Genomic DNA, 12,017 nt, shown 5'->3' on the forward strand with positions numbered 1-12,017 from the left:
TCCGCTGATGACGCTGCCGCTTCGTATTGCCCCTTCCATTCTCGCCTCTGATTTTTCGAAACTGGGCCAGGAGGTCGGAGACGTCATCGAAGCCGGCGCGGACTGGGTCCATCTCGACGTCATGGACGGCCATTTCGTTCCCAATATTTCCTTCGGGCCGGATGTCATCAAGTCGCTGCGTCCCTATACCGACGCTTTCTTCGATTGCCATCTGATGATCGCTCCGGTCGATCCCTATATCGAAGCCTTCGCCAAGGCCGGCTGTGATGGCATCACCGTCCATGCCGAGGCCGGTCCGCATCTGCATCGCTCGCTGCAGACGATCCGCTCTCTGGGCAAGAAGGTCGGTGTGACACTCAACCCGGCAACGCCGGTCTCCGTTCTCGAAAACGTGCTCGACGACGTCGATCTGATCCTCGTCATGAGCGTCAATCCCGGTTTCGGCGGCCAGAGCTTTATCCCTTCCGCACTCGACAAGATCGCCCGCATCAAGTCCCTGATCGGTGACCGCCCGATCGAGATCGAAGTCGATGGCGGCATTACGCCGGCGACCATCGGGGCGGCCCGCAAGGCCGGCGCCAACGTTTTCGTTGCCGGATCGGCCGTCTACAAAGGTGGCAGCAAGGACGCCTACCGCGAAAACATCTCGGCACTTGTGAAGGCAGCCGAAGGCTGAAAGCCTTAAAGGCAGGTCAAAGTCCCAAAAAGATTGAGCTTCGCCGTTCTTCTTGATAGAGCGGCGGCAATTGTCATTCACCAAGCGAGCCACCCATGATCCCCCGCTACTCCCGACCGGAAATGGTCGCCATCTGGTCTCCCGAAACCAAGTTCCGCATCTGGTTCGAAATCGAGGCCCATGCCTGCGACGCTCTGGCCGCGATCGGCGTCATTCCGAAGTCTGCTGCCGAGACGATCTGGGAAAAGGGCGGCAAGGCCGAATTCGACGTCGCCCGTATCGACGAGATCGAAGCCGTCACCAAGCATGACGTCATCGCCTTCCTGACGCATCTTGCTGAATTCGTCGGTCCGGATAGTCGTTTCATCCACCAGGGCATGACCTCGTCCGACGTGCTCGATACCACCTTCAACGTCCAGCTCGTTCGCGCCACCGACATCCTGCTCGCCGGTGTCGATCGCGTGCTTGCCGCTCTGAAGACCCGCGCCTTCGAGCACAAGGACACTGTCCGCATCGGCCGCAGCCACGGCATCCATGCCGAGCCGACCACAATGGGCCTGACCTTTGCCCGCTTCTACGCAGAAATGGACCGCAACAAGACGCGCCTGCTCGAAGCCCGCGAGGAAATCGCTACTTGCGCCATCTCCGGTGCCGTCGGGACTTTCGCCAATATCGATCCGCGCGTCGAAGAACATGTCGCCGCCGCCCTCGGCCTGAAGCCCGAGCCGGTCTCGACCCAGGTTATACCGCGCGACCGTCACGCCATGTATTTCGCCGTCCTCGGCGTCATCGCCTCGTCGATCGAAAACGTCGCGATCGAGATTCGCCACATGCAGCGCACCGAAGTTCTGGAAGCGGAAGAGTTCTTCTCGCCGGGCCAGAAGGGTTCGTCGGCAATGCCGCACAAGCGCAACCCGGTTCTGACAGAAAACCTGACCGGCCTTTCCCGCCTCGTGCGCATGTCTGTCGTACCGGCGATGGAAAACGTTGCCCTCTGGCACGAGCGTGACATCAGCCATTCCAGCGTCGAGCGCGCCATTGGCCCCGACACGACCGTCACCCTTGATTTCGCCCTCAATCGTCTTGCTGGTGTCATCGAAAAGCTGGTCATCTACCCCGAGAACATGTTGAAAAACATGAACAAGTTCAAGGGTCTGGTAATGAGCCAGCGGGTTCTTCTGGCCCTCACCCAGGCCGGCGTCTCGCGCGAGGACAGCTACCGTCTCGTACAGCGCAACGCGATGAAGGTTTGGGAACAGGGCAAGGATTTCCTTGAAGAACTGCTCGCCGACCAGGAAGTGCTTGCCGCACTTTCGGAAGAAGAGATCCGCGAAAAATTCGATCTCGGCTATCACACCAAGCACGTCGACACGATCTTCACCCGTGTCTTCGGCGAAGCTTGATATCGACGCAATACGAACCCAGATACGCGGCATGAAAGCATCAGAAGCCGACATCCTCATCATTCCCGGTTACACCAATTCCGGCCCCACCCATTGGCAGACCCGTTGGGAGCAGAAGCTCGCAACGGCCCGCCGGGTGGAGCAGGCGGAATGGGCAAAGCCGGTGAAGGAAGATTGGGTCCAGCGTCTCGTCGAGGAGGTCAACGCCTCGACGAAGCCCGTTGTGCTTGTCGCCCATTCGCTGGGCGTACCGACGGCCATCCACGCGATACCGCATTTCAACAAGCCGATCGCCGGAGCCTTTTTTGTCGCTCCGCCGGATGTGCAGAACCCGAACATCCGGCCCAAGCACCTGATGACCTTCGGCCCCTATCCGCGAAATCCCCTTCCCTTCCCGACCCTCACAGTTGCCAGTCGCAACGATCCCTTCGGCTCCTATGAACACGCGGGTGACGTCACCAATGCCTGGGGTTCGGTTCTGGTCGATGCAGGCGAATCCGGCCATATCAATGCCGAGTCCGGACATGGCCCATGGCCGGAAGGAACCATGGTTTTCGCCCAGTTCCTGAGTCGACTGAAGGTCTGAATCCGGCGACATGCGCTGAAACAACCCACCGTCGTCATCTCGTTTTCGACGGACAATTTTAATGGCACTTTAATTCGTATTTGCTAACATTAGGATATTCCTGCGAATGTAGGCGATCCGATGTCATCCAAACCAGTCTTGTACGCAGGCCCATCGATATCACCAGTGCGGGACATCGGCCTGTCGGTGGGTATCCATGATGCCATCCCTTTTGCGATCGTGTTGCTTGATCGGCAGGGGCGATTTCTCCATGCGAACAAGGCGTTCAAGGCCAACTGGAGCCTGTCAGAGCCGCAGCTTCTGACCGACTTGGTTCCCGCCGAAGACCGCACGAATTTTCTCGCCGAGCTTCGGCACTGCGAAAGCGGGGCAGACCGCCAGATCGAATTGTGCCTGCCGCAGCCGGACGGAACGCTGAGATGGGCGCAGGTAAGCCTTGCCGTCGCATCGGCGAGGCTTGATGGACCGCTCGTCATCGCCGCCTCGTTTGCCGATATCACCGCGTTGAAGACAAAGCTTGCAGATCTCGAAATATGGGAAAGCCGCTGGAACAAGGCGCTTGTCGGATCATCGACCGGCGTCTGGGACCATAACTGGAACCGCGGGGAAAAATACTACTCACCCACATGGCGGCGCATCCGGGGCATGTCCGAGGATGATCCGCTTGCCGAAAGCACCGAGGCTTGGCTCGAACTCGTCCATCCGGACGATCGGGATCATGTGACCCACTGCATAGAACGACAGAATGCGGGCGACCCGGCCTATACGGTGTTCGAATACCGTGAACGTCACAAGCATGGCCACTGGATCTGGATCGAGTGCCGCGGCGATTGCGTCGAATGGGACGAAAGCGGCAAACCTATACGCATCGTCGGGACAGATACCGATATCACCGCTCGCAAACAGGCCGAGGAAGCCACCGCCCGCATGGCAAGACGCCTGGACATGGCGCTGGAGATATCCGGCGTCGGCACATACGAATGCGACCTGACAACCGGCGTGGTGGACTGGGACGACCGCATGTACCGCATCTATGACGTCGGCCGGCGCGAGGATGTCAGGGTCGGGGGGCTATGGGAAACCTTCCTCCATCCTGACGATTCCGAACGCGTGTTGAAGAACGTCGACGAGCATATCGAGAATGGTAACCGCTTCTCGGATCAATATCGTGTCGTCCTCCGTGACGGCTCGGACCGGATAATCCGAGCACGCACCATGACTTTCCTTGATGGAAACGGTCACCAGATGACGGTTGGAGCCAACTGGGACGTCACCGAGGATGTCGGCTTGCATCGCGAGCTTGAGCGGGCAAAGCTTCTTGCCGAGGCACGAAACAGCGAACTGGAGGCCGCCAAGGACCGGATCGAGCATAGCGCCATGCACGATTACCTGACCGAGCTCCCCAACCGCCGTTATCTCGACGAGGTGCTTCAGCGTATGGGTGCCGAATGCCGCAGCAACGGAACCGGCATCGCCATCCTCCATGTTGATCTCGATCGCTTCAAGCAGATCAACGACAGGCTCGGTCACGACGCGGGAGATGCCATGCTGCTTCATACCGCCAGGACTTTGCGCGCGACGCTCAGCGACGAGGATTTCATTGCCCGTGTGGGCGGTGACGAGTTTATCGTTGTATCGCAGCTCGTGGGCATGCGCGAACCGCTGTCATCTGTCGCGATCCGCATGATCGACGCCCTGCGCAAACCGGTCACCTACGAGGGACATCTCTGCCGGGTCGGGGCGAGCATAGGGATTGCGTCCGAATACGGCGAAGCCATCGACGTCCGCCAGCTGCTTCGCAATTCAGATATCGCCCTCTATGAGGCCAAACGACAGGGACGAAACCGTTACGTTCACTTCTCAACCTCGGCGTGACGCGGAAACATCACGATTTTCCTACTGGTTTTCCACCTGAAACGAGGCTTCGGTCAGCAAATCGAGCATCTTCGTGCGGATCTCCGTATCCGATACGGCAATGCCGGCGGCATCGAAATCCTGCCTCAGCTTGCGAAAAACATCCTCATGCCCGGCTTCCTCGAGATCCGCCACGACAACCTCCCTGGCGTAAGCATCCTTGTCCGCTTTTCCAAGCAGGCTCGCCGCCCACAACCCTGCGAGCCTGTTGCGACGGGAAAGGGCCTTGAACTTCAGTTCCTCATCATGCGCGAACTTGTTTTCGAACGCTTTTTCACGATCACTGATACCACTCATCTTATTCCTCCCACATTCATATTAGAATATTCAAATAAGAACGACTGACCCCTTTCGCAATCCGATCGCCGGAACCTGCGTGCCAACCCTCCTCGGCAACGACGACAGGCTGCAGGCGCGTTCATGCCATCAATCGGGATCTTGCGGGAGGACTTCGCGATGCCCCGCCTGATTGTGGCTGCTATGGAAAGATAGGGCCCGAAGTCCTATCTGTCGTGGAAAGTCTCTGCTGTCGGAAAAAAGTCGGACAATCCGATGTAGTCTGGCCGTACTGATTCTTCGCATGCCGAACACTGGGCAATTTGCTCGCCGGGAGACGCCTGCATTGTGAAAACGAAACTTTTCCGATATGGGACCGCTTCAAAGAAGACCGCAGCGGCTTTGGCCGCTTACAACGAGATAAAAATATCATGAATCGTCGCCGCCGTATTTATGAAGGCAAGGCCAAGATCCTTTACGAGGGACCTGAGCCGGGCACGCTGATCCAGTTCTTCAAGGACGACGCGACAGCCTTCAACAAAAAGAAGCATGGTGTTATCGACGGCAAGGGTGTGCTGAACAATCGTATTTCCGAATATCTGTTCACGCACCTGAACAAGATCGGCATTCCGACGCATTTCATCCGCCGGATGAACATGCGCGAGCAGCTGATCAAGGAAGTGGAGATGATCCCGCTCGAGATCGTCGTTCGCAATGTCGCCGCCGGCTCGCTGTCCGAACGCCTCGGCATCGAAGAAGGCACGGTCCTGCCGCGCTCGATCATCGAATTTTATTACAAGTCCGACCAGCTCGCCGATCCGATGGTTTCCGAAGAGCACATTACCGCCTTCGGTTGGGCCAATCCCGCCGAACTGGATGACGTGATGGCATTAGCTATCCGTGTGAACGACTTTTTGACCGGCCTTTTCCTCGGCGTCGGCATCCAGCTCGTCGATTTCAAGATCGAATGTGGACGCCTTTACGAGGGCGACATGATGCGCATCATCCTGGCCGACGAAATCTCGCCCGACAGCTGCCGGCTGTGGGACATCGAGACGAAGGAAAAGATGGACAAGGACCGCTTCCGCCGCGATCTGGGTGGTCTGGTCGAAGCCTATTCCGAAGTCGCCCGCCGACTCGGCATCATCAACGAAAACGAACCGATCCGCGGAACGGGTCCGGTTCTCGTCAAGTAATCAGGGGTATTTTGCAGTGATCAAGGCACGCGTGACCGTCACGCTGAAAAACGGCGTTCTCGACCCGCAGGGCAAGGCGATCGAAGGCGCGCTCGGCAGCCTCGGTTTCGAAGGCGTCCACCAGGCCCGTCAGGGCAAGGTGTTCGATCTCGAACTCGACACCGCCGACAGGGCCAAGGCCGAAACCGATCTCAAGGCCATGTGCGACAAGCTTCTGGCAAACACGGTGATTGAGAACTACACTATCGCAATCGACTAGAGGTTGCGGAGCGTGTGATGGCTGAAGTCACCAATGAGCTGATGTATGAACTGCTGAAGAAACTGAACACACGGTTCGACAAGGTTGATTTATCTCTGAGCGAGCTTCGCGCCGAGATGAATGCAATGAGGGGAACTATGGTGTCCATGCATCAGGAGATACATAACATCTACTCTACTCTGGCCCGCCACGAAAACCGTCTCGACCGTATCGAACACCGACTGGAACTGCGCGAGTTCCAGGAAGCCCAAGCAAGGTTTGAACCACAGCCATGAAGTCAGCCGTCGTCCAGCTCCCAGGCCTCAACCGCGATCGCGACATGATCGCCGCCCTTACCAAGATTTCCGGCAAGGCGCCGATCACCGTCTGGCAGACGGAGACGAGCATCCCCGATGACGTCGATCTGATCGTCATTCCGGGCGGCTTCTCCTATGGCGATTACCTGCGCTGCGGCGCGATCGCTGCCCGCATGCCGGTCATGCAGGCGATCAAGGAAAAGGCCGAAAAGGGCGTCAAGGTTCTCGGCGTCTGCAACGGCTTCCAGATCCTCGTCGAGGCCGGCATGCTGCCCGGCGCCCTGATGATGAACGCCTCTTTGAAATTCGTCTGCAAGGAAGTGAAACTCGAAGTCGTCAATGCCGAGACCGAGTTCACCCGCGCCTATGACAAGGGCCAGATCATCCGTTGCCCGGTTGCTCATCATGAAGGCAACTATTTCGTTGATGCCGAGACGCTGAAGTCGATCAACGGCAACGGCCAGGTCGTGTTCCGTTATGCAGACGGCACCAACCCCAACGGCGCGATCGACGACATTGCCGGCGTCGTTAACGCACGCGGCAACGTGCTCGGTATGATGCCGCATCCGGAGAACCTGATCGAAGCCGCTCACGGCGGCACCGATGGCCGGGGTATCTTCGCCTCCGCACTGGATGTCATCGCGGCTTAAGCGCTGCGTGCGGTGGCCGACCACCTCGACCACCGCTCAAAAATCACAACAATTCGGGAACGAAACGCAGATGTCCTGCCGTATTTCACATGCTGTCTCTGCCGCCGTTCTCGCAAGCCTGCTTGCCGCCTGCCAGGCCAAGCCTGTAGCCCACCAGACAAGCCCGTCCGCACTCGACATCATGGAAAAGGTTGCCGTTGCGGCAAACCGCTGCTGGTTCAAGTCTGGTGATACGGCTTTCAAGTCCTACGGATTCGCACCGGAACTCACCTCATTTTCGGGCCGCCCACGCATCCTCCTGACCCGCAAGGGGTCGTCGGATATTCGCCCGCTCCTCGTCGTGCAGGCTGAAGGCAAACCAGCCCGTCTCAGCGCCTTCGGTCCTCTGATGGATGAGCCGCTCAGCGGACGCATCAGCACCGACGTCAAGCGCTGGGCTGCAGGCAATTCGAACTGCTGAAAAAGCCAACCCGGCGATTGGATTGCCGGACCGGCCAGTTTCTCCTGCGATAACCCCACAAACATGCAGGCCTTTACGCCAGGAACCGTGACCTAGCTGCCTCACGGGTCGCGCAAATACGCGTCACTCCGATATCCTGCAGCTGTTCGTCGCCCATATCGCGCAGCATTTGCCGGCCTTTGCGGCGAGCTGCCCAGTTTCCCAGAACATCGATCAGTCCGGCGACCAGCCCTGCACGCACCGGCATCTTCGCAGGCTGCAGCAGATCACCTGCGACATGGAGTGCTTCCTCCCGTTCATAACGGTCGGGGTACATTGTATCGATTGTAGCGAGATATTCGTCGTACTTGCGCATGTCGCACCTATTGGCGTTGCATCTCATTCGGTGCAATCCAAATACATTGACTCGGAAAGAGGGACAATGTAGCTAATTGTCACTATGACAAGTTGGCTTCCAGACATTCAACAGGGCTCCGGCCCGCTTTACATTCGCCTCGCCGACCAGATGGAGAGCGCGATAGCGAAGGGCGATCTGCCGGCTGGCGGAAAATTGCCGCCGCAGCGCAATCTCGCTTACGACATCGGGGTGACAATCGGCACGATCAGCCGCGCCTATTCGCTGCTGCACGAGCGTGGACTCGTCAGCGGTGAGGTTGGCCGCGGTACTTATGTGCTTGCGCGCAATGAAGAAGAGCCCCAATCGCATCGTGACCCGGTCACCAGCAGTCTCGCCGGTACGCGTCCACTCGACGCACCGGCAAACAAGATCCGCTTCGACAGCACCGCTGCCCCCGACATCGGCCAGGGTGAGACCCTGTCGGCCGTCATATCGGATATCATGCGGGACTGTCCCCACGCGGTGGCAGGATACACACGCGGTAGTCCGGATAACTGGCAGGAGGCAGGCGTCCGCTGGCTCCGCTGTGGCGAATGGGCTCCTCGCCCCGATGCGATCGTACCCACATTGGGCGCCCATGCGGGCGTCATGGCCATCATCAGCGTGCTCACCAATCCGGGCGACCGTATAGCGTTCGAGCACCTGACCTATTCCCAGGTCAGCCGCGCGGCCGGCCTGATCGGCCGCCGTATCTCGCTGGTGGCCTCGGATGCTTCGGGGGTGATGCCGGATGATTTTGAGCGGGTCTGTCTTCAGGAACACCCGAAGATCGCCTTCTTCATGTCATCGGCACAGAACCCGACGCTCGCCACCATGCCGTTGGAGCATCGCAAGGCCATTGCCGAGATTGCCCGCCGGCATAACGTCTGGCTGATCGAGGACAATCTTTATGGCGCGATGGACAAGAAGGACATTCCTCTTATCGCGGCACTTGCACCCGAGCGGACCTTCGTCGTCGACGGGCTCTCCAAATCTGTCTCCGCCGGCATACGCGGCGGATGGGTGGCCTGCCCTCCCCATTTAGCCCAGCGCGTCCGGGTCGCGCACAAGATGATGACCGGCGGCATGCCCTTCCTGCTTGCGGAACTCAGCGCCCGCCTAGTCCTGAGCGGCGAGGCCGACGCCATCTGGGAGCGCTGCAGGAATGAGATCAACGCCCGCGAGGCAATGGCCCGCGAGATCCTCGCCGGTTACGATTTCAATTCGAGTACCGACATCCCCTTCCTCTGGCTGAAGCTGCCGGAGCCCTGGCTTTCGGCGACATTCAAGAATGCCGTTTATGCCGATGGCGTCCTTGTCGACGACGAGGACGAGTTCAAGGCGGGGCGTTCCGAAAAGATCAGCCACAGGATTCGCCTTGGATTCTCCTCACCGGGCTCCCGGCAGGAAGTCAGCGACGGCCTGCGGATCGTTCGCAGCCTGCTGGACAACGGCTCAGCCGGTTACGACAGTGTCGCCTGAGACACGGCCGGCGCAGCAGCACCTCCATACTCCTATCCTCCGCCATTGGCGGCGGAGGCTGATTTTCCTGTCGCACTGACGGAACAGTTAGGTTAAAGAGGCGCGAAAGCCCCGACCGGCAGCCATTCCAGGATTAAAGATGACGATCTCCAATTCCCGCCAGATCACTCCCGAACTCATCGCCTCGCACGGTCTCAAGCCGGATGAATATCAGCGCATTCTGGATCTGATCGGCCGCGAGCCGAGCTTTACCGAGCTTGGCATCTTTTCGGCGATGTGGAACGAGCACTGCTCCTACAAGTCTTCCAAGAAGTGGCTGCGCACGCTGCCGACCAAGGGGCGCCGCGTCATCCAGGGTCCCGGCGAAAACGCCGGTGTCGTCGATATCGATGATGGCGACGTTGTCGTCTTCAAGATGGAGAGCCACAACCACCCGTCCTATATCGAGCCCTATCAGGGTGCGGCGACCGGCGTCGGTGGCATTCTGCGCGACGTCTTCACCATGGGCGCCCGCCCGGTTGCAGCGATGAACGCATTGCGCTTCGGCGCACCCGATCATGCCAAGACCAAGCACCTCGTCTCTGGCGTGGTTGCCGGCGTTGGCGGCTACGGCAATTCCTTCGGCGTGCCGACCGTCGGCGGTGAAGTCGAGTTCGATGCCCGCTATAACGGAAACATCCTCGTCAACGCGTTTGCAGCCGGCCTTGCCAAGTCCGACGGCATCTTCCTGTCGGAAGCCAAGGGCGTCGGCCTGCCGGTCGTCTATCTCGGCGCCAAGACCGGCCGCGACGGCGTCGGCGGTGCCACCATGGCATCGGCCGAATTCGACGAATCGATCGAGGAGAAGCGCCCGACCGTTCAGGTCGGCGACCCCTTCACCGAAAAATGCCTGCTCGAAGCCTGCCTCGAACTGATGAAGACCGGCGCCGTCATCGCCATTCAGGACATGGGTGCCGCCGGCCTCACCTGCTCCGCCGTCGAAATGGGCGCCAAGGGCGACCTCGGCATCGAGCTTTATCTCGACAAGGTTCCGGTGCGCGAAGAGCGCATGACGGCCTATGAAATGATGCTGTCGGAAAGCCAGGAGCGCATGCTCATGGTTCTCGAACCGGCAAAGGAAGAGGAAGCCAAGGCGATCTTCGTCAAGTGGGGCCTCGACTTCGCCATCGTCGGCAAGACCACCGACGACCTGCGTTTCCGCGTCCTGCATCAGGGCGAGGAAGTTGCCGACCTGCCGATCAAGGATCTCGGCGACCAGGCGCCGGAATACGACCGTCCGTGGATCCAGCACAATGTCCGCGAGCCCCTGCCGGCCTCACAGGTCGCCGAACCTTCCGATTACAACGCGGCTCTGCTGACGCTCGTCGGCTCGCCGAACCAGTCAAGCCGCCGTTGGGTGTGGGAACAGTATGACACGCTGATCCAGGGCAATTCGCTGCAGCTTCCCGGCGGCGACGCCGGCGTCGTGCGCGTCGAAGGCCATGCTACCAAGGCGCTCGCCTTCTCCTCCGACGTCACCCCGCGCTATGTCGAGGCCGATCCTTACGAAGGCGGCAAGCAGGCGGTTGCCGAATGCTGGCGCAATATCGTCGCGACCGGCGCCGAGCCGCTGGCCGCCACCGACAACCTCAATTTCGGCAATCCGGAAAAGCCGGAAATCATGGGCCAGCTGGTCGGCGCCATCAAGGGCATCGGCGAGGCCTGCACCGCGCTCGATTTCCCGATCGTCTCCGGCAACGTGTCGCTCTACAACGAGACCAACGGCGTCGCGATCCTGCCGACACCCACCATTGCAGGCGTCGGCCTGCTGGGTGACTGGCAGAAGATGGCCCGCATCGGCACTGCCCGCGACGGCGACGTGCTGATCATGATCGGCACCGATGGCAGCCATCTCGGCTCCTCCGTCTACCTGCGTGACGTGCTCGACACGATCGACGGCCCTGCCCCGACCGTTGACCTTGTTGCCGAACGTCGCAACGGCGAATTCGTCCGCGCAGTCATCCGCAACGCCCAGGTCACCGCCTGCCACGACATCTCGTCGGGCGGTCTTGGCGTGGCGCTTGCCGAAATGGCGATGGGGTCGAACAAGGGCATGACGGTCAGCCTCAACGATCAGCAGGGTCCGGCCCACGCATTGCTGTTCGGCGAAGACCAGGCGCGTTACGTTATCGCAGTCCCTGCCGATCTCGCCAATTTCGTATCGGCAAGTGCCGAAAGCGCCGGTGTTCCTTTCCGCACGCTCGGCAAGGTCGGCGGCGACAGCGTTGTCATCGACGGCATCGTCAATACGGCTGTTACCAGCCTCACCACGGCGCACGAAGCATGGTTCCCCGCCTTCATGGCGTGATCCGGGGCTTCAATCCGAACCGGAAACAAATACAATGCCGGCGAGATACACTCGCCGGCATTGTCGCTTTGACCGCGCAGCCGGTTTGAGGCAGTG

13 protein-coding genes are annotated in these 12,017 nt (G+C 59.7%); 11 read left to right on the top strand and 2 right to left on the bottom strand.

Annotation, left to right across the window (positions count from 1 at the left end):
• Positions 1 to 7: 7 nt before the first annotated feature.
• The 4 genes from rpe (at position 8) to FHP24_RS18170 (ending at position 4,540) form a co-directional block, all read left to right on the top strand.
• A complete protein-coding gene (rpe, locus tag FHP24_RS18155; RefSeq protein ID WP_139677656.1) occupies positions 8 to 676 on the top strand; it encodes a ribulose-phosphate 3-epimerase in 669 nt (222 codons plus the stop codon).
• A gap of 95 nt (positions 677 to 771) precedes the next feature.
• Positions 772 to 2,079, top strand: coding sequence for an adenylosuccinate lyase (purB, locus tag FHP24_RS18160; RefSeq protein ID WP_139677657.1), 1,308 nt, complete (start codon positions 772 to 774; stop codon positions 2,077 to 2,079).
• Between the two features lie 31 nt (positions 2,080 to 2,110).
• On the top strand, positions 2,111 to 2,665 hold the full coding sequence (locus FHP24_RS18165) for an RBBP9/YdeN family alpha/beta hydrolase (RefSeq protein WP_139677658.1): 555 nt from the start codon (positions 2,111 to 2,113) through the stop codon (positions 2,663 to 2,665).
• A gap of 165 nt (positions 2,666 to 2,830) precedes the next feature.
• Positions 2,831 to 4,540: a sensor domain-containing protein gene (locus tag FHP24_RS18170; RefSeq protein ID WP_246091827.1), complete on the top strand. Its 1,710-nt coding sequence runs from the start codon at positions 2,831 to 2,833 to the stop codon at positions 4,538 to 4,540.
• Between the two features lie 21 nt (positions 4,541 to 4,561).
• On the opposite strand, the gene FHP24_RS18175 is transcribed toward FHP24_RS18170, so the two are convergent.
• Positions 4,562 to 4,876, bottom strand: a complete 315-nt coding sequence (locus FHP24_RS18175) for a DUF1476 domain-containing protein (protein WP_139677660.1) — start codon at positions 4,874 to 4,876, stop codon at positions 4,562 to 4,564.
• A gap of 410 nt (positions 4,877 to 5,286) precedes the next feature.
• Between FHP24_RS18175 and purC the strand changes: the two genes are divergently transcribed.
• The 5 genes from purC to FHP24_RS18200 all read left to right on the top strand — a co-directional run bounded on the left by purC (position 5,287) and on the right by FHP24_RS18200 (position 7,716).
• The gene (gene purC, locus FHP24_RS18180; protein WP_139677661.1) at positions 5,287 to 6,051 is read left to right on the top strand and encodes a phosphoribosylaminoimidazolesuccinocarboxamide synthase; all 765 of its coding nucleotides are present in this window, start codon (positions 5,287 to 5,289) and stop codon (positions 6,049 to 6,051) included.
• A 16-nt stretch (positions 6,052 to 6,067) separates the two neighbouring features.
• On the top strand, positions 6,068 to 6,310 hold the full coding sequence (gene purS / locus FHP24_RS18185; RefSeq protein ID WP_139677662.1) for a phosphoribosylformylglycinamidine synthase subunit PurS: 243 nt from the start codon (positions 6,068 to 6,070) through the stop codon (positions 6,308 to 6,310).
• Positions 6,311 to 6,327: 17 nt separating this feature from the next.
• On the top strand, positions 6,328 to 6,585 hold the full coding sequence (locus tag FHP24_RS18190; RefSeq protein ID WP_139677663.1) for a hypothetical protein: 258 nt from the start codon (positions 6,328 to 6,330) through the stop codon (positions 6,583 to 6,585).
• Entirely contained in the window at positions 6,582 to 7,256 is a 675-nt protein-coding gene (purQ, locus tag FHP24_RS18195) for a phosphoribosylformylglycinamidine synthase subunit PurQ (protein ID WP_139677664.1), read from the top strand. The genes FHP24_RS18190 and purQ overlap by 4 nt, the downstream gene beginning before the upstream one ends.
• A gap of 70 nt (positions 7,257 to 7,326) precedes the next feature.
• Positions 7,327 to 7,716 (top strand): hypothetical protein, encoded by a 390-nt coding sequence (locus FHP24_RS18200; RefSeq protein WP_139677665.1) that lies wholly within the window; start codon positions 7,327 to 7,329, stop codon positions 7,714 to 7,716.
• 73 nt (positions 7,717 to 7,789) lie between these two features.
• On the opposite strand, the gene FHP24_RS18205 is transcribed toward FHP24_RS18200, so the two are convergent.
• Positions 7,790 to 8,071 carry a DUF1127 domain-containing protein gene (locus FHP24_RS18205; RefSeq protein ID WP_139677666.1) on the bottom strand — a complete coding sequence of 94 codons (282 nt, stop codon included), beginning with the start codon at positions 8,069 to 8,071 and terminating at the stop codon, positions 7,790 to 7,792.
• Positions 8,072 to 8,155: 84 nt separating this feature from the next.
• Here FHP24_RS18205 and FHP24_RS18210 point away from each other — a divergent pair, with 84 nt between their 5' ends.
• Positions 8,156 to 9,574, top strand: coding sequence for an aminotransferase-like domain-containing protein (locus tag FHP24_RS18210; RefSeq protein WP_139677667.1), 1,419 nt, complete (start codon positions 8,156 to 8,158; stop codon positions 9,572 to 9,574).
• A gap of 139 nt (positions 9,575 to 9,713) precedes the next feature.
• Positions 9,714 to 11,921, top strand: a complete 2,208-nt coding sequence (gene purL / locus FHP24_RS18215; protein WP_139677668.1) for a phosphoribosylformylglycinamidine synthase subunit PurL — start codon at positions 9,714 to 9,716, stop codon at positions 11,919 to 11,921.
• The last annotated feature ends 96 nt before the right edge of the window (positions 11,922 to 12,017 follow it).

Source organism: Aliirhizobium smilacinae, from assembly GCF_006335145.1.
Classification (GTDB): Bacteria; Pseudomonadota; Alphaproteobacteria; order Rhizobiales; family Rhizobiaceae; genus Neorhizobium; species Neorhizobium smilacinae.